The 23,874-nt window shown below is 71.9% G+C and carries 19 protein-coding genes; 13 read left to right on the top strand and 6 right to left on the bottom strand.

Features of this window, described 5'->3' with window-relative positions; all coding sequences use genetic code 11:
* Positions 1–3: 3 nt before the first annotated feature.
* The gene (locus tag EOE66_RS17645) at positions 4–987 is read right to left on the bottom strand and encodes a class I SAM-dependent methyltransferase (protein WP_128230032.1); all 984 of its coding nucleotides are present in this window, start codon (positions 985–987) and stop codon (positions 4–6) included.
* A 149-nt stretch (positions 988–1,136) separates the two neighbouring features.
* Between EOE66_RS17645 and EOE66_RS17640 the strand changes: the two genes are divergently transcribed.
* The 3 genes from EOE66_RS17640 to EOE66_RS17630 all read left to right on the top strand — a co-directional run bounded on the left by EOE66_RS17640 (position 1,137) and on the right by EOE66_RS17630 (position 4,405).
* Entirely contained in the window at positions 1,137–2,249 is a 1,113-nt protein-coding gene (locus EOE66_RS17640; RefSeq protein ID WP_128230031.1) for a helix-turn-helix transcriptional regulator, read from the top strand.
* Between the two features lie 96 nt (positions 2,250–2,345).
* Entirely contained in the window at positions 2,346–3,548 is a 1,203-nt protein-coding gene (locus EOE66_RS17635; protein WP_128230030.1) for a sensor histidine kinase, read from the top strand.
* Complete coding sequence (locus tag EOE66_RS17630; protein WP_128230029.1) at positions 3,545–4,405, top strand: LytR/AlgR family response regulator transcription factor; 861 nt, start codon at positions 3,545–3,547, stop codon at positions 4,403–4,405. The genes EOE66_RS17635 and EOE66_RS17630 overlap by 4 nt, the downstream gene beginning before the upstream one ends.
* 43 nt (positions 4,406–4,448) lie before the next feature.
* Here the strand turns inward: EOE66_RS17630 and argG are convergent, their stop codons facing one another.
* Positions 4,449–5,786: an argininosuccinate synthase gene (gene argG / locus EOE66_RS17625; RefSeq protein ID WP_128230028.1), complete on the bottom strand. Its 1,338-nt coding sequence runs from the start codon at positions 5,784–5,786 to the stop codon at positions 4,449–4,451.
* A 119-nt stretch (positions 5,787–5,905) separates the two neighbouring features.
* Here argG and EOE66_RS17620 point away from each other — a divergent pair, with 119 nt between their 5' ends.
* A complete protein-coding gene (locus EOE66_RS17620; protein ID WP_128230027.1) occupies positions 5,906–6,595 on the top strand; it encodes a class I SAM-dependent methyltransferase in 690 nt (229 codons plus the stop codon).
* Positions 6,596–6,610: 15 nt separating this feature from the next.
* Here the strand turns inward: EOE66_RS17620 and EOE66_RS17615 are convergent, their stop codons facing one another.
* From EOE66_RS17615 to hutU, 3 genes are all read right to left on the bottom strand, one after another.
* Positions 6,611–7,183 (bottom strand): OmpA family protein, encoded by a 573-nt coding sequence (locus tag EOE66_RS17615; protein ID WP_128230026.1) that lies wholly within the window; start codon positions 7,181–7,183, stop codon positions 6,611–6,613.
* A gap of 87 nt (positions 7,184–7,270) precedes the next feature.
* Complete coding sequence (gene hutH, locus EOE66_RS17610; RefSeq protein ID WP_128230025.1) at positions 7,271–8,821, bottom strand: histidine ammonia-lyase; 1,551 nt, start codon at positions 8,819–8,821, stop codon at positions 7,271–7,273.
* Positions 8,822–8,826: 5 nt separating this feature from the next.
* Positions 8,827–10,545 (bottom strand): urocanate hydratase, encoded by a 1,719-nt coding sequence (gene hutU, locus EOE66_RS17605; protein ID WP_128230024.1) that lies wholly within the window; start codon positions 10,543–10,545, stop codon positions 8,827–8,829.
* 66 nt (positions 10,546–10,611) lie between these two features.
* On the opposite strand from hutU, the gene hutC reads away from it, so the two are divergent.
* From hutC to EOE66_RS17575, 6 genes are read left to right on the top strand one after another with little or no spacing between them, the layout of a single operon-like run.
* Positions 10,612–11,340: a histidine utilization transcriptional repressor HutC gene (gene hutC / locus EOE66_RS17600; protein ID WP_128230023.1), complete on the top strand. Its 729-nt coding sequence runs from the start codon at positions 10,612–10,614 to the stop codon at positions 11,338–11,340.
* The gene (locus EOE66_RS17595; RefSeq protein ID WP_164885154.1) at positions 11,337–11,930 is read left to right on the top strand and encodes a HutD/Ves family protein; all 594 of its coding nucleotides are present in this window, start codon (positions 11,337–11,339) and stop codon (positions 11,928–11,930) included. The genes hutC and EOE66_RS17595 overlap by 4 nt, the downstream gene beginning before the upstream one ends.
* Positions 11,927–13,156: an imidazolonepropionase gene (hutI, locus tag EOE66_RS17590; protein WP_128230021.1), complete on the top strand. Its 1,230-nt coding sequence runs from the start codon at positions 11,927–11,929 to the stop codon at positions 13,154–13,156. The genes EOE66_RS17595 and hutI overlap by 4 nt, the downstream gene beginning before the upstream one ends.
* On the top strand, positions 13,153–13,950 hold the full coding sequence (gene hutG / locus EOE66_RS17585; RefSeq protein ID WP_128230020.1) for an N-formylglutamate deformylase: 798 nt from the start codon (positions 13,153–13,155) through the stop codon (positions 13,948–13,950). Before hutI ends, hutG begins: the two co-directional genes overlap by 4 nt.
* Positions 13,947–15,323 carry a formimidoylglutamate deiminase gene (gene hutF, locus EOE66_RS17580; RefSeq protein ID WP_128230019.1) on the top strand — a complete coding sequence of 459 codons (1,377 nt, stop codon included), beginning with the start codon at positions 13,947–13,949 and terminating at the stop codon, positions 15,321–15,323. The genes hutG and hutF overlap by 4 nt, the downstream gene beginning before the upstream one ends.
* A gap of 59 nt (positions 15,324–15,382) precedes the next feature.
* Entirely contained in the window at positions 15,383–17,950 is a 2,568-nt protein-coding gene (locus tag EOE66_RS17575; protein ID WP_128230018.1) for an ATP-binding protein, read from the top strand.
* A gap of 11 nt (positions 17,951–17,961) precedes the next feature.
* Here EOE66_RS17575 and EOE66_RS17570 read toward each other — a convergent pair whose 3' ends face one another.
* Positions 17,962–20,394: a serine/threonine protein kinase gene (locus tag EOE66_RS17570; protein WP_128230017.1), complete on the bottom strand. Its 2,433-nt coding sequence runs from the start codon at positions 20,392–20,394 to the stop codon at positions 17,962–17,964.
* A 155-nt stretch (positions 20,395–20,549) separates the two neighbouring features.
* Here EOE66_RS17570 and EOE66_RS17565 point away from each other — a divergent pair, with 155 nt between their 5' ends.
* Genes EOE66_RS17565 through acnB form a run of 3 tightly spaced genes read left to right on the top strand, consistent with a single transcriptional unit; the run spans position 20,550 to position 23,869 of the window.
* Entirely contained in the window at positions 20,550–20,816 is a 267-nt protein-coding gene (locus tag EOE66_RS17565) for an AbrB/MazE/SpoVT family DNA-binding domain-containing protein (RefSeq protein WP_128230016.1), read from the top strand.
* Positions 20,813–21,217: a type II toxin-antitoxin system VapC family toxin gene (locus EOE66_RS17560; RefSeq protein ID WP_128230015.1), complete on the top strand. Its 405-nt coding sequence runs from the start codon at positions 20,813–20,815 to the stop codon at positions 21,215–21,217. The genes EOE66_RS17565 and EOE66_RS17560 overlap by 4 nt, the downstream gene beginning before the upstream one ends.
* A gap of 48 nt (positions 21,218–21,265) precedes the next feature.
* Positions 21,266–23,869, top strand: a complete 2,604-nt coding sequence (gene acnB, locus EOE66_RS17555; protein ID WP_128230014.1) for a bifunctional aconitate hydratase 2/2-methylisocitrate dehydratase — start codon at positions 21,266–21,268, stop codon at positions 23,867–23,869.
* The last annotated feature ends 5 nt before the right edge of the window (positions 23,870–23,874 follow it).

Genomic DNA, 23,874 nt, shown 5'->3' with positions numbered 1-23,874 from the left:
GCGTCAGGCCGCCGGCTCGCGCTGCAGCTCGGCGTAGACGACGTTGCGGTGGGGATCGTGGAAAGTCACGGTGTGCGCGGCACCCGCGGCTTCGGCCAGGGTGCGCATGGCGGCTTCGTTGCGCAGCACCAGCGTCCAGTCCATGAACAGCTCCATGTAGCCGCGGCCCGTGCCGCCGGGCACGAAGTTGGCCAGCAGCAGCCGCCCGCCCGGCCGCAGCAGGCTCAGCAGCCGCTGCGTGAGGCGGCGCGCCAGCACGTCGGGCAGGTAGTCGTAGAGGCCGGCCGAGTAGATGAGGTCGAAGTGGCCCAGCGTCGCGGCCAGCGGCCCGCTGACGAGATCGCGCACGCCGTGGTTGACCACGCGCACGCGGTGCGCGGCATGCACACGCGCCACCTCCGCGCACGACAGCGGGTCCTGGTCCAGCGCGACGAATTCGCCGGCGAAGTGCGGCGTTTCGGCCAGGCTGCCTTCCAGCTCGCGGCAGTGGCCCGAGGCCACGCTCAGCAGCCGCGGCGCGGCGTGGCTCACCACGGTGTCGTCGATCAGGCTCTTGAGCAACTGCCGGCGGTAACGCACCGACAGGCCCATGCCCGCGCAGGTGGTGGCGTTGAAGATCTCTGCGCCCTGCGCGGTGGTGCCGGCCGGCGGCCGGCCGGTGTAGATGAAGTCCATCATCACCGCGTCACCCGCATAACCACGCGGCTTGCTGGCGGCGCGGTGCGTGAAGGGGTCTTGCTGCACCAGCGCGTGCAGCGGGTGCGCGCGGCACCAGGCCAGCATCTCTTCATCGCGCCCGGTGGCGCGCGCCTCCGACCACAGCGCCGACAGCGGCGGCGTGAGCAGCCGGAAGGCCTCCACGGCGCGGCCCGCCTGGATCAGCGTGCAGGCACGGTCGAGCAGCGCGATGGTGTTCACGTGCAGCGAGACCGCGACGGCGCTGCGCTCTGGCATGGAGGTGGCATTGCGGCTGGCAAGCAAGGTCATGGGGGGCTCCTGGCGGTGGTGTTGAAGAGGGCCCCAGCGTAGGCAGGGCCTGGCCCGAATTCGCCCCCATCGCTGGGGGCGGCGCGCGTGCCCCGTCGCCAGGGCTGCGGATGCAAGCACCTCGGCCGCTGGCCAGACTGCGGCCCACGATGAAAACCACCCGAGCCCTGGCCGCGCTGCGCGCGCTGTGCGCCCTGCAGCTGCGCCCTGAAGTGCTGGTGCCCGCGCTGCTGGAAGCACTGCACACGCTGGTGCCCAGCCAGCGCAATCTCTTCGACTGGACCGACGCCCAGGGCCGCCTGGTGCGCTACTTCATCGAAGGGCCGGTGGATGCCGAGATCGCACGCCTGTACTTCACCGAGTTCCACAACCGCCGCGAGGCCGAGGCCATGCCGCGCTTCGACACGCTGCGCAGCCTGCCCGCCGGCGTGCGCAGCGCCGAAGAGCTGAACCACCCCGGCTTCTTCCGCAGCGCGCTCTACAACGAGATCTGGCGCCCGCAGGGTCTGCACACGCGGCTGGAAGGCGTGCTACGCAGTCGTTGCGGCACGCTGCTCGGCTCACTCGTGCTCTACCGCGGCCCCGGCGAGCGGCCCTTCAACCCGCGCGACGAGCAACTGCTGGCCGCCGTGCTGCCGGCCTTTGCGGCGGCCCTGCAGGCCCACGGCGTGGCGCAGGCCGATGACCGGCATGTCCCCAGCCCCGACGCCCCCGAGTCGCTGCTGCTCACGCTCGACGGCGCGCTTTGCCACGCCAGCCCCGGCGCCGAGCGCTTGCTGCTGCTGGCCGATGGCGGCCTCACCCCCGACCGCCTGGCCCATCCGCTGCCGGTGGTGCGCGTGCCGTTGATGGCCTGGCTGCTGGCGAGGCTGCGCGAGCGTGCCGCAGCGGGCGCGGCCGAAGTGCTGGCACCGCCGCCCTCGCTGGTGCACGAAAACGGCGCAGGGCAGTTCGTGGCCAGCGGCACGCTGCTGCGCGCGCGCAGCCCCGGCGAAGCGCCGCTGGCACAGGTGACGCTGCGCCGGCTCGAGCCCCACCGCGTGGCGCTGGAACGCTGCCTGCGCGGCCTGCCGCTGACGCCCGGGCAGCTGGCGGTGTGCCGCGGTCTCTTCGAGGGCCAGACACACGGGCAGATCGGCCAGCAGCTGGGCGTGGCCACGGCCACCATCATCGACCACGTGCGCAAGATCCACGACGCGCTCGACCTGCGCTCCAGCGACGAGCTGCGCCAGCTGCTGAGCCAGCGCATGGCCGTGGCCTGACACCGCCGGCGCCTGCCGGGCGCCGCTTCGCGACGGCAGTTGCCGCTTCGTCGCCGCCGCGGCAACAAGGCGCTGGGTGGCACCGACAATGCCGCCATGCCGACGACCGAGCCGCCCCGCGTCACGCCCACCGCGCCCACAGCGCCGACCGCCCCCGCCACGGCGGTGCAGGTGGCCCTGCACCGCCTGCGCAAGGAAGGCCCTCGCACGGCGTTGATCCTGGCCGGGTTGTCGCTGGGCATCGCGCTCTTCCTCACCGCGCTGGACGGCCGGGGCTTCTGGCCCAAGCTCATCTACTCGGCCTGCATCGGCATCACCTGCACCGCAATCGTCGACGGCACCCGGGTGGCCTGGTGCTGGGTGGTCGACCGCATCCGCACCGCCCGCGGCCAGCCGCTGGACGAGCCGCATGCCGTCAACGGCTGGCGCGGCGTGGTGCCCGGCGGCCTGCTGGCGGTGCTGCTGGGCCCTTCCAGCGGCATGTGGCTGGGCGACCAGTTCACCGGCCTGCATTCGCCCAGCCTGCTGAACTTCGGGCCGAGCTCGCGCATCACGCTGGTCATCACCCTGCTGGCCACCATCTTCACCATGGTCTTCATCGGCACGCTGGAGCGCCTGTCCAGCGCCCGTGCCCAGGCCGAGGCCGCCCAGCGCCAGGCCGCCGAGAACCAGCTGCGCCTGCTGCAGAGCCAGCTGGAACCGCACATGCTCTTCAACACGCTGGCCAACCTGCGCGTGCTCATCGGCCTGGACCCGCAGCGCGCGCAGGCCATGCTCGACCGGCTGATCGGCTTTCTGCGGGCCACGCTGGCGGCCTCGCGCCAGGCGCTGCACCCGCTGGCCGAGGAGTTCCGCCACACCGACGACTACCTCGCGCTGATGGCCGTGCGCATGGGCCCGCGCCTGCAGGTGAACCTGCAACTGCCGCCCGAGCTGGCCGCGCTGCCGCTGCCGCCGCTGCTGCTGCAGCCGCTGGTGGAGAACGCCATCAAGCACGGGCTGGAACCCAAGGTGGACGGCGGCCGGCTGGACGTGAGCGCCCGCCGCGAAGCCGGGCCGCAAGGCGCGCAACTGGTGCTGCAGGTGCGTGACACCGGCGTGGGCCTGGGCCACGCGCCAGACACCGCCGCGCCCGGCTCGGGCTTCGGCCTGGAGCAGGTGCGCACCCGGCTGCGCACGCTCTACGGCGCAGCCGCCAGCCTCACCCTCAGCCCGGCCGTCGATGCCGAAGGCGGCGCGCTGGTGACGCTGGTGTTGCCGATCCCGAACCCTGAAACCCTCGGAAGCCCTGACCGATGAACACGCCCGCCGCCCGCGCGCTGATCGCCGAAGACGAACCCCTGCTGGCCGCCGGCCTGCGCGCCGAACTCGCCACGCTGTGGCCCACGCTGGACGTGGTGGCGATGGTGGGCGACGGCCATCGCGCCGCCGAGCAGACCCTGGCGCTGCAACCCGACGTCTGTTTCTTCGACATCCGCATGCCCGGCAGCACCGGCCTGGAAGCCGCGCAGGCGCTGGCCGAAGACTGGCCCGAGCCGGCGGCCGACGGCAGCGGCGCGCCTTTCCCGCTGCTGGTCTTCGTGACGGCCTACGACGACTACGCCGTGCAGGCCTTCGAGGCGCAGGCGGTGGACTACCTCGTCAAGCCAGTGGACCGCCAGCGCCTGGCGGCCTGCATCGCGCGACTTCAGGCACGCCTGGCCCAGCGCGGCGCGCCGGCCGCTGCAGCGCCGGCGGCCGTGCCGGCCGATGCCTTGCAGGCCGCGGTGGCGCAGCTGCGCGCGCTCTTGGGCAGCGGCAGCGCGGTGGGCGGCAACACCCCCTCGGCGCCGCGGCTGGAAGTCATCCAGGCGCAGGTGGGCAACCTCGTGCACCTGGTGCCCGTCAACGAGGTGCTGTATTTCGAGGCCGCCGACAAGTACGTGCGCGTGGTCACGGCGCAGCGTGAACACCTGGTGCGCGCCTCGCTGAAGGAACTGCTGCCGCAGCTGGACCCGGCCGTGTTCTGGCAGGTGCACCGCGGCACCGTGGTGCAGGCGCGCGCGGTGGTGACGGCGCGGCGCGAAGAATCGGGCAAGGTCACGCTCACGCTGCGCGGCAGGCCCGAGACGCTGACGGTCAGCCGGCTCTACGCCCACCTCTTCAAGGGCATGTAGCCCTGCCGCGCCGGCCGGGGCTGGGCCCGGCCGCGCCGTGGGGTCAGTCGGCCGCCGGCCCGGCCAGCAGCGACACCGAACCTTCGCTGCCCGCACCCAGCAGCCCGGTGGCGCTGTAGATGCCGAGCTTGGCGCGCGTGTCCTGGATGTCGAGGTTGCGCATGGTCAGCTGGCCGATGCGGTCGGCCGGCGTGAAGGCGCCTTCCACCTTCTCCATGCTCAGGCGCTCGGGCGCGTAGGTGAGGTTGGGGCTTTCGGTGTTGAGGATGCTGTAGTCGTTGCCGCGGCGCAGCTCCAGCGTCACCTCGCCGGTGATGGCGCGCGCGACCCAGCGCTGCGCCGTTTCGCGCAGCATCAGGCACTGCGGGTCGAACCAGCGGCCCTGGTACAGCAGCTTGCCCAGTACACGCCCGTTGGCGCGGTACTGGCCGATGGTGTCTTCGTTGTGGATGCCGGTGACCAGGCGCTCGTAGGCGATGTGCAGCAGCGCCATGCCCGGGGCTTCGTAAATGCCGCGGCTCTTGGCTTCGATGATGCGGTTCTCGATCTGGTCGCACATGCCCAGGCCGTGGCGGCCGCCAATGGCGTTGGCCTCGGCGAACAGCTCCACCGCGTTGGCGAAAGTGCGGCCGTTCAACGCCACGGGCACGCCTTCTTCGAAGCGCACGCTCACGGTCTCGCGCTTCACCTCGACGTCATCACGCCAGAAGGCCACGCCCATGATGGGCTTGACGATGTGCATGCCGCTGTTCAGGAACTCGAGGTCTTTCGCCTCGTGCGTGGCGCCGAGCATGTTGCTGTCGGTGCTGTAGGCCTTCTCCACCGACATCTTGTAGTCGAAGCCGTGCGCGATGAGGTACTCGCTCATCTCCTTGCGACCGCCCAGTTCGTCGATGAAGGTCTGGTCGAGCCAGGGCTTGTAGACCTTGAGCGCCGGGTTGGCCAGCAGGCCGTAGCGGTAGAAGCGCTCGATGTCGTTGCCCTTGTAGGTGCTGCCGTCGCCCCAGATGTTGACGCCGTCGTCGCGCATGGCCACCACCAGCGCGGTGCCGGTGACGGCGCGGCCCAGCGGCGTGGTGTTGAAGTAGGTCTGGCCGCCGGTGCTGATGTGGAAGGCGCTGCACTGGATGGCAGCGATGCCCTCGGCCACCAGCTGGGCGCGGCAGTCGATGAGCCGGGCAATGTCGGCGCCGTAGGCCTTGGCCTTGCGCGGGATCTCGTCGTAGTCGCTCTCGTCGGGCTGGCCGAGGTGGGCGGTGTAGGCGCAGGGAATGGCGCCCTTGGCGCGCATCCAGTGCACGGCGGCGGAGGTGTCGAGGCCGCCCGAGAAGGCGATGCCGACACGTTGGCCGGCGGGCAGGTTCTGAAGGATGTGGGTCACGGCGGGGGTTCTCCTGAGCCTGTGATTGTCGCAAGACCCGCGCCCGGGGCGCCGCCGGCCCATACTCGGCCCGCACCTGCACCGCAGGCGACATCACCCACCCGGCCCGCCGGGCGCCCATGCCCGGCTACCGCACGCAGCAAGGCCGCATCGCCATCACCGGCGCCGCCGACCTGCACATCCGCTGCCTGCTCGACCGCCAGCAGTTCAGCGACCCGCAAGGGGCCGCCGAGGCGCTGGGCATCTCTTCCGCCGCCTGGCCGCTGTTCGGGCTGGTGTGGCCCTCGGCGCTGCACCTGGCCGCGTGCCTGGCCCTGCACCCGCTGCAGCCGGGGCAGCGCGTGCTGGAGATCGGCTGCGGCCTGGCGCTGGCCAGCCTGGTGGCGCACCGCCGCGGCATGGACGTGACGGCCAGCGACAAGCACCCGCTGGCCGCGGCCTTCCTCGCGCACAACCTGCGCCTGAACGCGCTGCCGCCCATGGCCTACCGCCACGGCGAATGGGCGCTGCCGGCGCGCGCCGGGCCGCTGGACGGTGCACGCTGGACCGGCGCCGTGCACGGCCGCTACGGCCTGCTGGTGGCCAGCGACGTGCTCTACGAACGCGAGGCCGGCGTGCTGCTGGCCGGCTTCATCGGCCGCCACGCGCTGCCCGCGGCCGAGGTGTGGGTGGTGGACCCCGACCGCGGCAACCGCGGCCCGCTGCAGCGCGGGCTGGCGGCGCTGGGTTTCGCCGCGGTGGCCGAAGAGAAGCTGGGCGTGCCGGGCGGCGGCTACAAAGGGCGGCTGCTGCGCTTCACGCGGGCCTGAAGCCGGCCCGCGGCCTCAGGCGGGGTCGAGCTCGGCGCGCAGTTGCACGCTGTCGCCAGCGGCGGCCGCGGGCGGCCCCAGCTGCGCGATGGGCACGCCGCGCGAGAGCAGATGCGCCCGCACCGCCGTGGCGCGCTGCACGGCCAGCGCGGGGCTCCCGCCAGGGTCAGCGGGCGCTGACATCAGCGGGAGCACGGCGCGCGTGCGGCGCAGGCTCTGCGCCAGCTTGTCCAGCACGGCGGCCAGGGCCGGTTTCACGGTGGCGCGGCGCGGCTCGAAGCTGAAGGCCAGCGGCACCTGCACGCTCAAGGGGCCATCGCCACGCTGCTCGATGACCACCGGCGTGCCTTCGAACCAGGCGCGCAGCCAGTCGCGCTCGACACTCAGCGACGGCGGCTTGGCCGCGCTGGCGTTGCCGGCACCGCCCGGGTTGGCGGCGGGGTTGCCCGTCGTTCGGGCTGCGGCAGGCGCCGCGCTGCCGCCGGGCTGCCCGGCCGGCCCGCCCGCGCAGGCGCCGAGCGTGAGCAGACCGAGCGCCGCCCCGGTGTGCAGGCACAGGCGGCGTGTGGGGTGGGGGCCGAGCTGCATGGGTCCATCCTAGGCGCGGAACCCCCGGCCCCGGCTGTAGCAGACGTCAGCAGCTGTTTCAGCCCCCGCGCGCTGCGCCGGTGGAGGTCACACCGGTGTCCACAGCACCGGCAGGCCTTCCAGCCCGCGCAGCACCTGCGCCAGCCGGCCGCTGCGCACCAGCGCGCTGGCGGTGGCGATGTCGGGCGCGAGGTAGCGGTCTTCCATCATCGGCGGGCAGGTGGCGCGCAGCAGCGCGTGCGCCTGCTCCAGCGGCGGCGAACTCTGCAAAGGGCGCAGGAAATCCACGCCCTGCGCCGCGGCCAGCAGCTCGATGCCGAGGATGTGGGCCACGTTCTCGATCATGGGCTGCAGCCGCCGCGCCGCGAAGGTGGCCATGCTGACGTGGTCTTCCTGGTTCGCGCTGGTGGGCAGGCTGTCCACGCTGGCCGGGTGGGCCAGGCTCTTGTTTTCGCTGGCCAGGCTGGCGGCGGTGACGTGCGCGATCATGAAACCGCTGTTCAGCCCCGCGTTGGGCGTGAGGAAAGGCGGCAGGCGTGACACGCCGCTGTCGATCAGCATGGCGATGCGTCGCTCGGCGATGGCGCCCACTTCGGCAATGGCGTTGGCCATCGCATCCGCAGCCAGTGCCACGGGCTCGGCGTGGAAGTTGCCGCCGCTGATCATCGCCCCGTCTTCGAAGAACACGAGCGGGTTGTCGGTCACCGCGTTGGCTTCCCGCAGCAGCACCAGGGCGGCGTGGCGCAGCTGGTCGAGGCAGGCGCCCACCACCTGCGGCTGGCAGCGCAGGCAGTAGGGGTCTTGCACGCGGTCGTCGCCCTCTTCGTGGCTCTTGCGGATGGCGCTGCCGGCCAGCAGCTGGCGGTAGTACTGCGCCACGTCGATCTGCCCCGGCTGGCCGCGCAGCGCGTGGATGCGCGGGTCGAAGGGGCCGTCGCTGCCGCGCGCGGCGTCCACCGTCAGCGCGCCCACCACCAGCGCGGCTTCCAGCACAGGCTCGAAGCTGAAGAGCGCGTGCAGCGCCAGCGCGGCGCTGGTCTGCGTGCCGTTGATCAGCGCCAGGCCTTCCTTGGCCTGCAGTTGCAGCGGGGCGATGCCGTGTTCGCGCAGCACCTCGGCGGCCGGGCGGCGGGTGTTGCCCACCACGAACTCGCCTTCGCCCATCAGCGCCAGCGTCATGTGTGACAACGGCGCCAGGTCGCCACTCGCGCCCACGCTGCCTTGACTCGGCACGTAAGGCACCAAGCCCGCGTTGTGCACGGCCAGCAAGGTGTCGATAACCACCGGTCGCACACCGCTGTGCCCCCGCGCCAAGCTTGCTGCTTTCATCGCCAGCATCAGGCGCAGCACCGGCGCCGAGAGCGGCTCGCCCACGCCCACGCTGTGGCTGCGGATCAGGTTCCACTGCAGCGTGGCGAGGTCGGCCTCGCTGATGCGCGTGCTGGCCAGCTTGCCGAAGCCGGTGTTGACGCCGTAGACGGCCTCGCTGCCTTCGGCGGCGCGGCGTACCACGGCGGCGCTGGCCTGGATGGCAGGCAGGGCCGCCGGGTCCATCAACAGGGGTTGCGGGCGCTCGTGTCCGAGGCCGTGGATGGCCTGCAGTTCTTCGAGCGAAAGTTGTCCGGGGCGCAGCAGCATGGCGTTCAGGCCTTCGTGATCATGGGCAGGTTCAAGCCTTGTTCTTGGGCGCAGGCGACCGCGCTTTCATAGCCGGCATCGGCATGGCGCATCACACCCGTGGCCGGGTCGTTCCACAGCACGCGCTCGATCCGCTGCGCGGCTTCGTCGGTGCCGTCGCAGACGATCACCACGCCGCTGTGCTGGCTGTAGCCCATGCCCACGCCACCGCCGTGGTGCAGGCTCACCCAGGTGGCGCCGCCGGCGGTGTTCAGCAGGGCGTTGAGCAGCGGCCAGTCGCTCACGGCGTCGCTGCCGTCCTGCATGGCCTCGGTCTCGCGGTTGGGGCTGGCGACGCTGCCGCTGTCCAGGTGGTCACGCCCGATCACGATGGGCGCCTTCAGCTCGCCGCTCTTCACCATCTCGTTGAAAGCCAGGCCGGCGCGGTGGCGCTCGCCCAGGCCGATCCAGCAGATGCGCGCCGGCAGGCCCTGGAAGGCGATGCGCTCGCCGGCCATGTCCAGCCAGCGGTGCAGGTGCGCGTCTTGCGGGAATAGCTCCTTCATCTTCGCGTCGGTCTTGCGGATGTCTTCCGGGTCGCCGCTCAGTGCCACCCAGCGGAAGGGGCCCTTGCCGCGGCAGAAGAGCGGCCGCACGTAGGCGGGCACGAAGCCAGGGAAGGCAAACGCGTTCTTCACGCCGGCATCCAGCGCCACCTGGCGGATGTTGTTGCCGTAGTCGACCGTGGGCACGCCCATGGCCTGGAAGTCGAGCATGGCCTGCACGTGCACGGCGCAGCCCTGGGCGGCGGCGGCGCGCAGCGCGGCGTGCTGGGCGGGGTCGGCCGCGGCCGCCTTCCATTGCGCGACGCTCCAGCCGGCGGGCAGGTAGCCGTTGACGAGGTCGTGCGCGCTGGTCTGGTCGGTGACGAGGTCGGGTTTCACGCCGCGCCGCACCAGTTCGGGCAGCACTTCGGCCGCGTTGCCCAGCAGCGCAATGCTCACGGCCTTCTTCTCGGCGGTGTACTTCTGGATGCGCGCCAGCGCGTCGTCGAGATCGGTGGCCTGCTCGTCGACGTAGCGGCTGCGCAGGCGGAAATCGATGCGGCTCTGCTGGCATTCGATGGTCAGGCTGCTCGCGCCCGCGAAACTGGCCGCCAGCGGCTGCGCGCCGCCCATGCCGCCCAGGCCGGCGGTGAGGATCCAGCGGCCCGAAAGATCACCACCGTAATGCTGCACGCCGGCTTCCACGAAGGTCTCGTAGGTGCCCTGCACGATGCCCTGGCTGCCGATGTAGATCCAGCTGCCGGCCGTCATCTGGCCGTACATCATCAAACCCTTGCGGTCGAGCTCGCTGAAGTGTTCCCAGGTCGCCCACTTGGGCACCAGGTTGCTGTTGGCCAGCAGCACACGCGGCGCGTTCTCGTGCGTGCGGAACACGCCCACCGGCTTGCCGCTCTGGATGAGCAGGGTCTCGTCGGGCTTCAGCTGCTTCAGGCTCTGGACGATGGCGTCGAAGCAGGCCCAGTTGCGCGCCGCCTTGCCGATGCCGCCGTAGACCACCAGGGCGTCGGGGTTCTCGGCCACCTCTGGGTCGAGGTTGTTCTGCAGCATGCGCAGCGCGGCTTCGATCAGCCAGTTGGCGCAGCTGATCTCGGCGCCGCGCGGGGCGCGCACCGTGCGCGGGCCGGCCGGGGTACCTCCGGCAGGGCCGGCAAGGTGGGCAAGGTTGGACAGGTCGGTCATGGCGGGCCTCCAGGAAGTGGGCGCACTGTACTTGTCTAGACAAGCCTAGGCAAGTAGCATGCAGCCATGGCCGACACCCTCGCCACCCCGACCTTGACGCAGGCGCCCTATGCCCGCGTCAAGCAGCACCTGAAAGACGGTCTGGCCAGCGGGCGCTGGCCGCCGGGCGCGCTGATGCCGTCTGAAACCGAGCTGGTGGCCGAGTTCGGCGTCAGCCGCATGACGGTGAACCGCGCGCTGCGCGAGCTGCAGGCCGAGGGCCTGGTGCAGCGCAGCCAGGGCGTGGGCACCTTCGCCGCGCCACTGCACCGCGTGAGCAGCACGCTCACCATCCACGACCTGCACGACGAGATCGTCGCCCGCGGCCACGTGCACCGCGCGGTGGTACACCTGCAGCAGGCCGAGGCCGCCCCCGCCGCGCTGGCCGCGCAGCTGGGCCTGGCGCCGGGGGCCGAGGTCTTCCACACCCTCATCGTCCATCTGGAGAACGGCCAGCCGCTGCAGTGCGAAGACCGCTACGTCAACCCGGCCGAGGCGCCGGGCTACCTGCAGGCCGACTTCAGCACCACCACGCCCACGCATTACCTCTTCCAGCACACCGCGCTGTGGCGCGCGCAGTACACGGTGGAGGCGCAGCAGCCCACCGCCCAGGAAGCGCGGCTGCTGGGCATCGCCAAAGACGCGCCATGTCTGGTGATGCTGCGCCGCACTTTCAGCCGTCGCGGGCCCATCACGCTGGCGCGGCTGGTGCACCCGGGCGCGCTCTACAGCCTGCAGGGCGAGTTCCAGCCATGAAGGCACTGGTGACCCTGGCCGAGGTGCCCGCAGTGCCGTGGAAGAACGGCGGCGGGCTCACGCGCGAGCTGCTGTTGTGGCCGCCGGGTTCCACGGCGCAGGATTGGCAACTGCGCATCAGCGTGGCCGAGATCGCCCGCAGCGGCCCTTTCAGTGCCTACCCCGGCATCGCGCGCTGGTTCTGCGTGCTGCAGGGCGCGGGCGTGGCACTCGGTTTCCCCGACGGCCCGCGGGTGCTTACGCCCGACAGCCCGCCGCTGCACTTCGACGGCGCGCTGGCGCCCGGCTGCACGCTGCTGGCCGGCACCACGCTCGACCTCAACCTGATGGCGCGGCAGGACGCCGGCCGCGCCGAGATGGGCCGCGCGGTGGCCGGTGTGCCCTGGGTCTCGCGCGCGCCCCTGCGCGCCTGCTTCACCATCGGCGGTGCCAGGCTGGCTTGCGGTGCAGCCTCCCCGCAGGCGCTGCCCTCTGGCAGCCTGTGGTGGCGCGACAGCGACGACACCGAGGCCGAAGCCTGGCAGCTGACCGGCGCCGGCGACAGCGGCTGGTGGCTGGCCTTCGAACCCCTGACGCACTTCTCACGATGAGACCCGCCCCCCCCCGATCCACGCTCTGGCGCCACGCGCGCCTGGCCAGCTTCCAGGCCGGCACGGCCTGGGGCTGGATCGAAGACGCGGCGCTGTGGGTCGAGGGCGACACGCTGCGCTGGGTGGGGCCTGACTCGGCGCTGCCGGCCGGTCTGCCGGCAGGCCTGCAGGTCCAAGACCTGCAGAGCGCGCTGGTCACCCCGGGCCTCATCGATGCCCACACCCACCTCGTCTACGGCGGCGACCGCGCGGCCGAGTTCGAGCAACGCCTGCAGGGCGCGAGCTACGAAGACATCGCCCGCGCCGGCGGCGGCATCCGCAGCACGGTGGCGGCCACCCGCGCCGCGAGCGACGAAGCGCTGTTCCAGGCCGCCGCCCGGCGCGCCCGTGCGCTGATGGCCGAGGGCGTGACCACGGTGGAGATCAAGTCGGGCTACGGCCTCACGCAAGCCGACGAAGCGCGCTGCCTCGCCGTGGCGCGGCGCCTGGGCCGTGAACTGCCGCTCACCGTGCGCACCACCTCGCTGGCCGCGCACGCGCTGCCGCCCGAGTTCGCCGGCCGCGCCGACGACTACATCGATGCGGCCATCACCTGGCTCGCCGGCCAGCACGCCGCCGGCCTGGTGGACGCGGTCGACGCCTTCTGCGACACCATCGGCTTCACCCCCGCGCAGACCGAGCGCGTCTTCCAAGCCGCCCAGGCGCTGGGGCTGCCCGTGAAACTGCACGCCGAGCAGTTGTCAGACCAGAACGGCGCCGCCCTTGCTGCCCGCCACTGCGCGCTGAGCTGCGACCACCTGGAGCACCTCAGCCCCGCCGGCATCCACGCGATGGCCCAGGCCGGCACGGTGGCGGTGCTGCTGCCCGGCGCCTTCTACTTCCTGCGCGAAACGAAGCGGCCGCCGGTTCAGGCGCTGCGCGACGCCGGCGTGCCCATCGCCATCGCCACCGACCACAACCCCGGCAGCTCGCCCTGCCTGAGCCTGCTGCTGATGCTGAACATGGCCTGCACGTTCTTCCGCCTGACGCCGGAGGAAGCCTGGCGCGGCGTGACGGTGAACGCCGCGCGCGCACTGGGCCTGGCCGACCGCGGTGTGCTGGCCGCCGGCCAACGCGCCGACTTCGCCGTCTGGGACGCCGAGCACCCGCGCGAGCTGGCCTACCGTTTCGGCCAAGGCCCCCGCCCGCGGGTGGTGCAAGGCGGCCGGGAGATCATCACGCCATGAGCACCGCCACCCACACCCTGCACCTCGGCACGCAGCCGCTGCTGATCAGCATGCCGCACGTGGGCACGCAGATACCGCCGCAGCAGCGTGCGCGCTACACCGAGCGAGCGCTGGACGTCGAAGACACCGACTGGTTCCTCGACCGCCTCTACGCCTTCGCCGAGCCGCTGGGCGCCAGCGTGCTGGTGCCGGTGCACAGCCGCTACCTCATCGACCTGAACCGCGCCAGCGACAACCGGCCCATGTACCCGGGCCAGAACAACACCGAGCTCTGCCCCACGCGCCACTTCACCGGCGAGCCGCTCTACCGCGAAGGCCAGGCGCCCGACGAGGCCGAGGTGCGCCGGCGCGTCTTCGCCTACTGGCAGCCCTACCACCAGGCGCTGCACGACGAGCTGGCGCGCCTGCGTGCCGCCCACGGCCACGCCGTGCTGCTGGACGCGCACAGCATCAAGAGCGAGCTGCCCTGGCTGTTCGAGGGCACGTTGCCGCACATGAACATCGGCACCGTGAACGGCGCGAGCTGCGCGCCTTCGCTGCGCGCGCAGGTGCAGGCCGTGTTCGCTGCGCAAGACCGCTACAGCCACGTGATGGACGGCCGCTTCAAGGGCGGCCACATCACGCGCGAGCACGGCCGCCCAGCCGAGGGCGTGCACGCCGTGCAGCTGGAGATGTGCTGGCGCGCCTACATGGACGAAACACCATCGGCCTGGAACGACGCGCGTGCCGAGGAAGTGCGCCCGCTGCTGCAGGCGCTGGTGCAGGCGCTGATCGCCTGGCGGCCGGGCGCATGAGCACAGCCGCCACACGCTGGTGGGCGCCCGCGGCCTGGGTGAACGGCGCCTGGGCCGCCGACGTGCTGCTGCAGGCCGACACCCACGGCCACTGGGCCGCGGTGACGCCCGGCACGCCGGCCCCCAGCGACGCCGAGCACCTGCCCGGGCGGGTGCTGCCGGCGCTCGTCAACGCGCACAGCCACGCCTTCCAGCGCGCCTTCATCGGCTTGGCCGAGCAGCGCGACAGCGAGCGTGACGATTTCTGGAGCTGGCGCGACCGCATGTACGGCGTGGCCCTGCGCCTCACGCCCGAGCAGCTGTTCGACGTGGCCCAGCACCTCTACACCGAGCTGCTGGCCGGCGGCTACACGCACACCTGCGAGTTCCATTACCTGCACCACGCGCCCGACGGCCGGCGCTACGGCGAACACGGCGGTGACGATCTGGCCATGGCCCGCGCGCTGGCCGAGGCCGCGCAGGCCACCGGCATGGGCCTCACGCTGCTGCCGGTGCTCTACGAACGCGCCGGTTTCGCCCAGCCGGCGCTGCGCGACGACCAGCGCCGTTTCGCCACCGACCTGCACACCGTGCTGCGCTGGCGCGAGGCCCTCCGCGGCTGGGCGCTGCCGCAGGTGAGCGCCGGCCTGGCGCTGCATTCGCTGCGCGCCGCGCGGCCCGCGTCGCTGCGCGAACTGGCCGTGTTGAACGCCGGCGACCCCGGCCCCGTGCACATCCACGTGGCCGAGCAGACGGCCGAGGTCGACGACTGCCTGGCCCACACCGGCCACCGCCCCATCGCCTGGCTGCTGCACGAAGGTCTGCTCGACACCCGCTGGCAGCTGGTACACGCCACCCACGCCACGCCGGCCGAGATCGACGGCGTGGCGGCCAGCGGCGCCGGGGTGGTGCTGTGCCCGGGCACCGAGGCCAACCTCGGCGATGGTTTTTGCGACCTGCCACGCTGGCTGGCCGCCGGCGTGCCGCTGAGCCTGGGCAGCGACAGCCAGGTCACGCGCACCTGGCCGGAAGAGCTGCGTTGGCTGGAGTACGGCCAGCGGCTGGTGCGGCGACAGCGCAACGTGGCCGCGGCCCCCGGCCGCCAGCCGGCCACCGCGGCGCGGTTGTTCGAGACCGTGCGGGCCGGCGGCGCGGCCGCCGCGGGTCTCGGCGCATGGGGCCTGCAGGCTGGCGCGCGGGCCGACTTCGTCGTGCTGGACACCGCAGACCCCGCGCTCATCGGCCTGCCCGCTGCAAGGCTGCTCGACGCGACTGTCTTCGCAGCGCCCACAAGGCCTTTCGCGGCCGTCTACAGCGCCGGTCGCCGCCGCACGCCCCCACCGACCGCGGCCGAACGCTTCAGGGCCACGCTGCAAGGGCTGTGGCCCGGCTGAGCTTCTTCGATGCCACCGGGGTGCCTCGGGTACATTGGCGCCGCCGACTTGCAGACACCGTGGCCGACCTCCCCCCGCTCCCCGACGAAACCGAACGCCTCGCCGCCCTGCAGCGCTACGAGGTGCTCGACACCGGGCCCGAGCAGGACTTCGACGACATCGCGCAACTGGCCGCGTCGATGCTGGGCACGCCCATCGCGCTGGTGAGCCTGGTGGACACCGGCCGACAGTGGTTCAAGGCCCGTGTCGGCACGGCGCTGGAGAGCACCCCCCGCAGCGAGGCCTTCTGCGACCACGCGCTGCGCCGGCCCGGCGAGGTGATGGTGGTCAACGACGCCAGCACCGACCCGCGGTTCACCGACAACCGGCTGGTGCAGGGTGCCGATCACATCCGCTTCTACGCCGGGGCACCGCTGCTCAGCCCCGAAGGCCACGCCTTGGGCACGCTGTGCGTGCTGGACCACGCGCCGCGCCAGATCACGCCCGCCCAGTCGCAGGCCCTGGCCGCGCTGTCGCGCCAGGTCATGACGCAGCTGGAGTTGCGCCGGCAGCGCCGAGAGCTGCAGCAGACCGTGGCCCAGCGCAACGCCGACATCGCCCAGCAGCAGGCGCTGCAGGCCGCCCTGGCAGAGCGCGAGCAGCGACTGAGCCGCATCGCGGCGCAGGTGCCGGGCGTCGTCTACCAGTTCGTGCTGCGGCCCGACGGCAGCTCGTTCTTCAGCTATGCCAGCGATCGCCTGCGCGAAATCTATGGCCTCAGCCCCGAGAGCGTGCGCGAAGACGCGTCCGCAGCCTTCGCCATCGGACACCCCGATGACCTGCCCCGGGTGGTGCAGAGCATCCAGGCCTCTGCGCAGTCGCTGGCGATCTGGGACTGCGAGTACCGGGTGATCGTCCCCGGCGAGGCGCCGAAGTGGCTGCACGGGCGGGCCATGCCCGAGCGCCTGCCCGACGGCAGCACGGTCTGGAGCGGCTTCATCAGCGACATCACGCAGCGCAAGCAGGCCGAGCACCAGCTGCGCGAGCGCGACACCGTGCTGCAGCAGGCGCAGCGCCTGGCGCACCTGGGCAGCTGGCGCTGGGACGCCGCCTCGCGCCAGAGCGTGTGGTCGGACGAGACCTGCCGGCTCTTCGGCGTGCCCACGTCGGAGAACGTGGTGCCCGACGCCGAGTTCATGCGCTATGTGCACCCCGAAGACGCCGAGAAGGTCGTTCAACACCACCTCGAGGCCCTGCAGGGCACGGGTCCCTATGACGTGCAGTACCGCGCCCTCACGCGCGAAGGCCAGCTTCGCACCCTGCACGCCCGTGCAGAGCTGGTGCGCGACCCGGCCACGGGCGTTCCGCTCAGCATGGTGGGCACGCTGCTGGACGTGACCGAGCGCGTGGCCGCCGAGCAGGAGCTGCAACGCCACCGCGACGAGCTCGAACGCCTGGTGGAGGAGCGCACGCACGAGCTCATCGCCGCGCGCGACCTGGCCGAGCAGGCCAGCCGCGCCAAGGGCGAGTTCCTCAGCAGCATGAGCCACGAGCTGCGCACGCCGATGAACGCCATCCTGGGCTTCTCGCAGCTGCTGCAGCTCGACCGCCATCTCGATGCACGCAGTGCCGGCTACGTGCACGAGATCCTGCGTGCCGGGCACCACCTGCTGACGCTGATCAACGAGGTGCTCGACCTCGCACGCATCGAATCGGGCCGGCTGAGCCTCTCACCCGAGCCGCTGCCCCTGGCCGACCTGGTGCGCGAGACGCACGCGCTGGTGCAGCCGCTGGCGCAGCAGCGCGAGGTCACGCTCGGCGTGGCGCCGCTGCAGGGCCTGGTGGTGCGCGCCGACCGCCTGCGCCTGAAGCAGGTGCTGCTCAACCTGCTGAGCAACGCCGTCAAGTACAACCGCGCCGGCGGCACGGTGCAGGTGGAAGCGCAGGTGCAGGACATGTTCACCGTGCGCATCCGCGTGCGCGACAGCGGCATCGGCATCGCGGCGCACAGCCTGCCGCAGCTCTTCCAGCCCTTCAGCCGCGTCAGCGGCAGCACGGCCGAGGGCACCGGCATCGGCCTGAGCATCAGCCAGCGCCTGGTGGCGATGATGGGCGGGCGCATCGGCGTGCACAGCACCCCTGGCGTGGGCAGCGAGTTCTGGGTGGAGCTGCCCAGCGACCAGCTCGCCGACCCGCCCCCGCCGCTGCTGACGCCGGGCGTGGCCGCACCGCCGCCGCGGCCGGGCCGCCGCGGGCGGGTGCTCTACGTCGAGGACAACCCGGCCAACCTGAAGCTGGTGGAACAGATCGTGGCGCGCCACGTCGGCGTGGAGCTGCTGATGGCGCCCTCGGGCAGCCTGGGCCTGGACCTGGCGCGTTCGCACCAGCCCGACCTGCTGCTGCTCGACATCCACCTGCCCGATCTCGACGGCTTCCAGGTGCTGGCACGGCTGCGTGCCGACGAGTCCACGCGCCGCATGCCGGTGGTGGCCGTGACGGCGCAGGCCATGGCCGACGACGTGAAGCGCGTGCTGGCCGCCGGCTTCGACGGCTACATCGCCAAACCCCTGGACCTGGCGCGCTTCGACGAGCTGCTGCAGCGCATGCTGGACGCCGGCGAACCCGAGGCGCCACCGCCGCCGGCCTGAGCGGCCCGCGTTCAGCCGCCTTCGCGCCGGCGCTCGCGGTCGCGCTGACGCAGCACGTCGATCATCACGTTGAAGGTGCGGCCCAGCTGGCCCAGCTCATCGCGGCGCTTCACCTCCACGCCGGCGGCCTCGTACTGGCCTTCCTTCAGCGCCGCCGCGGCCTGCGTCAGCGCGCGCACCGGGCGCACGATGCTGCGCGCGAAGCGCAGCGCCAGGCCGGTGAAGAGCAGGCCGACCAGCAGCACGCTCCACAAGAGCTGGGTGTTCAGCGGCTGCAGCGGCGCCTCGAAGTCGGTGCGGCTCTTGGCCACGCCCACCACCCAGTCGTGCGCCGCCACCGGGGCGTAGCCGGCGATCTCTTCACGCCCGTGCACGGCCGAGCGGTAGGCCACATGGCCGGTGCGCTGCGCCCCCAGCACGGCCGCGGCCAGTGCGGTCTCGTCCAGGCTCTCGATGCGCTCGCGCCGAAAACGCTGCTCGGCCGCCAGCGCGGCCTGGCGCTCGGGGGGCAGGGGCACCAGGCTGCGGTAGACCAGGTCTTCCTGCAGGTGGTGCAGCACCACGCCATCGCGGTCGAGCAGGAAAGGCGTGAGCGAGGCGTCGTTGCGCACCTCGTCCACGATGGTGACCAGCGAGCTGCCGCGAACGCGCAGCGCCAGCACACCGGCCACCGTGCCGTCGGCCGCGGCCACCGGCTGCGCGAGCACCATGCCGGGCAGCGTCTCGTCACGGCCCAGGGCGAGGTCGCCCGTGTGGGCGCGGCCCTGCACGGCTTCACGGAACCACGCGGCCTGCGCGACATCGGCCCCCAGCAGCGCGGCGTCGCTGCTGGCCCGCACCAGGCCGCGGGCATCGGCCAGCCAGACGCGCTCGAGGTCGGGGTTGGCCCGCACGAAGCGGCCGAACTTCTCGTCCACCGCCGGCGCGGCGGGCGCCGATGCCGAGGCGGCCGGCGCCGAGGCCACGGCCTGCAGCAACTCGCCTTCGCTGGCCAGCACCCGCGCGAGATGCCGGTGGTCGGTGATGAACTGCGAGATGCGCCCGGCCGAGCTCAGCGCGATTTGCTCGACGAAGCGCAACTCGCCCGCCGTCAGCGCGTCCTGCGCGGCGCGCAGGTTGTAGACGGCCGTCACGCCCATGGGCAGCAGCGCCGTGGCCACCATCGCCAGCGTCATCTTCAGCGCCAGCGGCCACGAGGGCGGGTGCAGCAGCGTGTCGAAGAAACGCCGCAGCCGCGTGCGCAGGCGCTCGCGCAGCGGGCGGTGGGCTTCGTCGGGCTGGGTGTCGCCGTCGCGCAGGGCCTCCTGCAGGTCGAGGCTGGCCACGTGGTCGGTGCACAACGCACGGCGCAGCGCGGCCACGCTCTGCGGGCGCTCGGCCACCTCCACCGTCAGCGCCCAGTCGATGGCCTGCAGGAAGGCCTGGCCGTAGACCACGCCGCCAGCAGCGGCAGCGCCGGCCTCCAGGGCGGGCGTGTGGCTGCGCGGGTTCGCCATGCGCAGCTCGGCGTCGGGCGGCTTGCGGCCCGTCACGGCCCAGTAGAGCGTGGCGCCCAGCGCATACAGATCGGTCCAGGCGCCCTGGCGGCCGAAGCCGTACTGCTCCAGCGGCGCGTAGCCCGGCGTCACCACCACGGCACCCTGCCCGGCGACGGCCACGGTCTGGCCCGCGCTGCCGAAGTCCAGCAGTACCAGGCGGCCATCGGCGGCGCGCACCTGGATGTTGTCGGGCTTGATGTCGCGGTGCAGGAAGCCGGCTTCGTGCACCGCGGCCAGGCCGTCCAGCAGCGGCAGCAGCAGTTCGATCAGGCCGGCCTCGCCGAGGTGGCGGTTCTCGGGCCACCAGGTCTTGAAGGGCTGGCCCTGCTCGTACTCCAGCACCATGTAGGCGGTGCGGTGGGCCTCGAAGAAGCGCGCCACGCGCACGATGGCGGGGTGGCGGAAGGTGGCCAGCGTGCGCGCCTCCACCAGGAAGCTCTCCAGCCCCTCGCGGTAGCGGTCGCGGTGCTGGGTGGCGTTGGGGCTGATGCTGCGGTCGCCGGTGCGGAAGGCGATCTCCTCCGGCAGGTACTCCTTGATGGCCACCTGGCTGTTCAGGTGCACGTCGGTGGCCAGGTAGGTGATGCCGAAGCCGCCCTGGCCCAGCACGCGCTCGATGCGGTACTCGTGCAGCCGGAAGCCGGGCGCCAGCGCCAGCGCCAGCGGCAGCTGGCGCGGCTCGGGCAGGCGCACGGCAGGCGCCGCGCCGGGGCGCAGGATCACGGTGGCGTCGGGGTCCACCGGGGCCGTGCGCGGCTTCACCACCGTGGCATCGGGGTCGAGGCTGGGGTCGGGGCCGAGGTGGGCGCGCGGCGGCAGCGCCTGCGTGCGCGTGATGGTGCTGCCCGCGCGCGGCCGCACGACGGTGGCGTCGGGATCGTCTTCGGCAGACCCGGAAGCAGGCATGGCGGCCTTGTGGCGAGGGCAGGCGGATGGGGCCGCGCCATGCTACGCGGCCCGCCTGCCGGCGGGGCCGTGCCTTGTGACGCCCGGCCCAAGTATGTATAGTTGATGCATACCGGGTTTGTCAGACAACCCGGCTTCACCGAGAAAGGCCGTGCATGGAAGCCACCGTTGCCGAACGCGGGCAGATCACCCTGCCCAAGGCCGTGCGTGATGCCTTGGGCCTGACGAAAGGCACCAAGCTCAAGATCGAGCTCGAAGGCGGCCGCATCGTGCTGCGCAAGGACGTGTCGGTCGCCCTGGCCCAGCTGCGCGGCCGCTACAAGTTGGCCGAGGGCTTCAGAAGCACCGACGAAGCCATGCGGGCGCTGCGCGGTCGCGCCCCCGGCGACCCCTTCCCGCCGCCCGAGGAGGGCGGGTCTTGATCGCCGTCGATTCGTCGGTGCTGCTGGACGTGCTCACCGACGACCCCCGCTTCGCCGCCGCCTCGGCCGATGCCATCGGCGACGCGCTGGCCCAGGGCGACGTGGTGGTCTGTGACGCGGTCATTGCCGAAGTGCAGACCATGCTCGACACGCGCGAGACGGCGATGGACCCGCTGGCCACCTTTGGCGTGCGCTACCTGGCCACCAGCGAACAGGCCGCCGTGCGCGCGGGCCACATGCAGCGGCGCTTCCGCGACCGCGGCGGCCGTCGCGAGCGCGTGGTGGCCGACTTCCTCATCGGCGCCCACGCCCTGCTGCAGTGCCAGGGCCTCATCACCCGTGACGCGGGCTTCTACCGCGACTACTTCAAGGGCCTCAAGCTCATCGTGCCGCAGGCCTGATGACGCGCTGACCCCGCCACTCCCCACTTTCTTCCGGAGCCGTACCCCATGCTGCAAGCCTACCGCCAACATGCCGCCGAACGCGCCGCGCTCGGCATCCCGCCGCTGCCGCTCGACGCCAAGCAGGTGGCCGCCCTCATCGAGCTGATCAAGGCCCCGCCCGCCGGTGAAGAGGCGTTCCTGCTGGACCTGCTCACGCACCGCGTGCCCCCGGGCGTGGACGACGCCGCCAAGGTGAAGGCCAGCTTCCTGGCCGCCGTGGCGCACGGCGACATCGCCGTGGCGCTGATCAGCAAGACCAAGGCCACCGAGTTGCTGGGCACCATGGTCGGCGGCTACAACGTCCACCCGCTGATCGAACTGCTGGACGACGCCGAAGTGGCCGGCGTCGCGGCCGAAGGCCTGAAGAAGACCTTGCTGATGTTCGACTTCTTCAACGACGTGGCCGCCAAGGCGAAGGCCGGCAACGCCAAGGCACAGGAAGTGATGAAGAGCTGGGCCGAGGCCGAGTGGTTCACCACCCGCCCCGAGGTGCCGCAGACGATCACCGTCACCGTCTTCAAGGTGCCGGGCGAGACCAACACCGACGACCTGAGCCCGGCACCCGACGCCTGGAGCCGCCCCGACATCCCGCTGCACTACCTGGCGATGCTGAAGAACACGCGTCCCGGCGCGGCCTTCAAGCCCGAGGAAGACGGCAAGCGCGGGCCGATGCAGTTCATCGAAGACCTGAAGAAGAAGGGCCACCTCGTGGCCTACGTCGGCGACGTGGTGGGCACCGGCAGCAGCCGCAAGAGCGCCACCAACAGCGTGATCTGGGCCACGGGGCAGGACATCCCCTTCGTGCCGAACAAGCGCTTCGGCGGCGTCACTTTAGGCGGCAAGATCGCCCCGATCTTCTTCAACACGCAGGAAGACAGCGGCGCGCTGCCCATCGAGCTGGACGTGACGGCGCTGGAGATGGGCGACGTCATCGACATCCACCCCTACGCCGGCAAGATCACCAAGGGTGGCCAGACCGTCACCGAGTTCAAGCTGCGCAGCGACGTGCTCTTCGACGAGGTGCGCGCCGGCGGCCGCATCAACCTGATCATCGGCCGCAGCCTCACGGCCAAGGCGCGCGAGTTCCTGGGCCTGCCGGCCAGCACCGTGTTCCGCCTGCCCCAGGCCCCGGCCGCCACGAAGGCCGGGTACACGCTGGCGCAGAAGATGGTGGGCCGCGCCTGCGGCCTGCCCGAAGGCACCGGCATGCGCCCCGGCACCTACTGCGAACCCAAGATGACCAGCGTGGGCAGCCAGGACACCACCGGCCCGATGACACGCGACGAGTTGAAGGACCTGGCCTGCCTGGGCTTCAGCGCCGACCTCGTGATGCAGAGCTTCTGCCACACCGCGGCCTACCCGAAGCCCGTGGACGTGAAGACGCACCGCGAGCTGCCGGCCTTCATCAGCAACCGCGGCGGCATCAGCCTGCGCCCGGGCGACGGCGTCATCCACAGCTGGCTCAACCGCATGCTGCTGCCCGACACCGTGGGCACCGGCGGCGACAGCCACACGCGTTTCCCCATCGGCATCAGCTTCCCGGCCGGCTCGGGCCTGGTGGCCTTCGGCGCGGCCACCGGCGTGATGCCGCTGGACATGCCCGAGAGCGTGCTGGTGCGCTTCAAGGGCACCATGCAGCCCGGCATCACGCTGCGCGACCTGGTGCACGCGATTCCGCTGTTTGCCATCAAGCAGGGCCTGCTGACGGTGGCCAAGGCCGGCAAGGTCAACGAGTTCTCGGGCCGCATCCTGGAAATCGAAGGCCTGCCCAACCTGAAGGTGGAACAGGCTTTTGAACTCAGCGACGCCAGCGCCGAGCGCAGCGCCGCCGGCTGCACCATCAAGCTGAACAAGGAACCGATCATCGAGTACCTCAACAGCAACATCGTGCTGCTGAAGAACATGATCGCGGGCGGCTACCAGGACCGCCGCAGCCTGGAGCGCCGCATCGAGAAGATGGAAGCCTGGCTGGCCGCGCCCACGCTGCTGGAGGCCGATGCCGACGCCGAGTACGCGCACGTCATCGAGATCGACATGGACACCATCAAGGAGCCCATCCTCTGCTGCCCCAACGACCCCGACGACGCGAAGTTCCTGTCGGACGTGGCGGGCACCAAGATCGACGAGGCCTTCATCGGCAGCTGCATGACCAACATCGGCCACTTCCGCGCCGCCAGCACCCTGCTGGCCGGCAAGCGCGACATCCCGGTCAAGCTGTGGGTGGCCCCGCCCACCAAGATGGACCAGGACGAGCTGATCAAGGAAGGCCACTACGCCAACTTCGGCAGCGCCGGTGCACGCACCGAGATGCCGGGCTGCAGCCTGTGCATGGGCAACCAGGCCCAGGTGCGTGAAGGCGCCACGGTGGTCAGCACCAGCACGCGCAACTTCCCCAACCGCCTGGGCAAGAACACCAACGTGTTCCTGGCCTCGGCCGAACTGGCGGCCATCGCCTCCAAGCTGGGCCGCCTGCCCACGGTGGCCGAGTACCACGCCGACATGGGCGTGATCAACAAGGACGGCGAGAAGGTCTACCGCTACATGAACTTCGACCAGATCGAGGAGTACGCGGAGACCGCGCGAACGCTGGCACCGGCGGCCAGCTGCTGACAGGG

Source organism: Rubrivivax rivuli, from assembly GCF_004016505.1.
Taxonomy (GTDB): Bacteria; Pseudomonadota; Gammaproteobacteria; order Burkholderiales; family Burkholderiaceae_C; genus Rubrivivax; species Rubrivivax rivuli.
The sequence above is the reverse complement of the archived record's forward strand: the minus strand, read 5'-3'. Positions and strand labels throughout refer to the sequence as shown.

Excerpts from the sequence above, each read along its gene's own strand:
- hutC (WP_128230023.1), top strand. The coding sequence starts at position 10,612 with ATGGCCGACACCCTCGCCACCCCGACCTTGACGCAGGCGCCCTATGCC.
- EOE66_RS17630 (WP_128230029.1), top strand. The coding sequence starts at position 3,545 with ATGAACACGCCCGCCGCCCGCGCGCTGATCGCCGAAGACGAACCCCTG.
- EOE66_RS17635 (WP_128230030.1), top strand. The coding sequence starts at position 2,346 with ATGCCGACGACCGAGCCGCCCCGCGTCACGCCCACCGCGCCCACAGCG.
- hutI (WP_128230021.1), top strand. The coding sequence starts at position 11,927 with ATGAGACCCGCCCCCCCCCGATCCACGCTCTGGCGCCACGCGCGCCTG.
- EOE66_RS17620 (WP_128230027.1), top strand. The coding sequence starts at position 5,906 with ATGCCCGGCTACCGCACGCAGCAAGGCCGCATCGCCATCACCGGCGCC.
- hutH (WP_128230025.1), bottom strand. The coding sequence starts at position 8,821 with ATGCTGCTGCGCCCCGGACAACTTTCGCTCGAAGAACTGCAGGCCATC.
- hutG (WP_128230020.1), top strand. The coding sequence starts at position 13,153 with ATGAGCACCGCCACCCACACCCTGCACCTCGGCACGCAGCCGCTGCTG.
- acnB (WP_128230014.1), top strand. The coding sequence starts at position 21,266 with ATGCTGCAAGCCTACCGCCAACATGCCGCCGAACGCGCCGCGCTCGGC.
- EOE66_RS17570 (WP_128230017.1), bottom strand. The coding sequence starts at position 20,394 with ATGCCTGCTTCCGGGTCTGCCGAAGACGATCCCGACGCCACCGTCGTG.
- EOE66_RS17645 (WP_128230032.1), bottom strand. The coding sequence starts at position 987 with ATGACCTTGCTTGCCAGCCGCAATGCCACCTCCATGCCAGAGCGCAGC.
- hutF (WP_128230019.1), top strand. The coding sequence starts at position 13,947 with ATGAGCACAGCCGCCACACGCTGGTGGGCGCCCGCGGCCTGGGTGAAC.
- EOE66_RS17565 (WP_128230016.1), top strand. The coding sequence starts at position 20,550 with ATGGAAGCCACCGTTGCCGAACGCGGGCAGATCACCCTGCCCAAGGCC.
- EOE66_RS17640 (WP_128230031.1), top strand. The coding sequence starts at position 1,137 with ATGAAAACCACCCGAGCCCTGGCCGCGCTGCGCGCGCTGTGCGCCCTG.
- hutU (WP_128230024.1), bottom strand. The coding sequence starts at position 10,545 with ATGACCGACCTGTCCAACCTTGCCCACCTTGCCGGCCCTGCCGGAGGT.
- EOE66_RS17595 (WP_164885154.1), top strand. The coding sequence starts at position 11,337 with ATGAAGGCACTGGTGACCCTGGCCGAGGTGCCCGCAGTGCCGTGGAAG.
- EOE66_RS17615 (WP_128230026.1), bottom strand. The coding sequence starts at position 7,183 with ATGCAGCTCGGCCCCCACCCCACACGCCGCCTGTGCCTGCACACCGGG.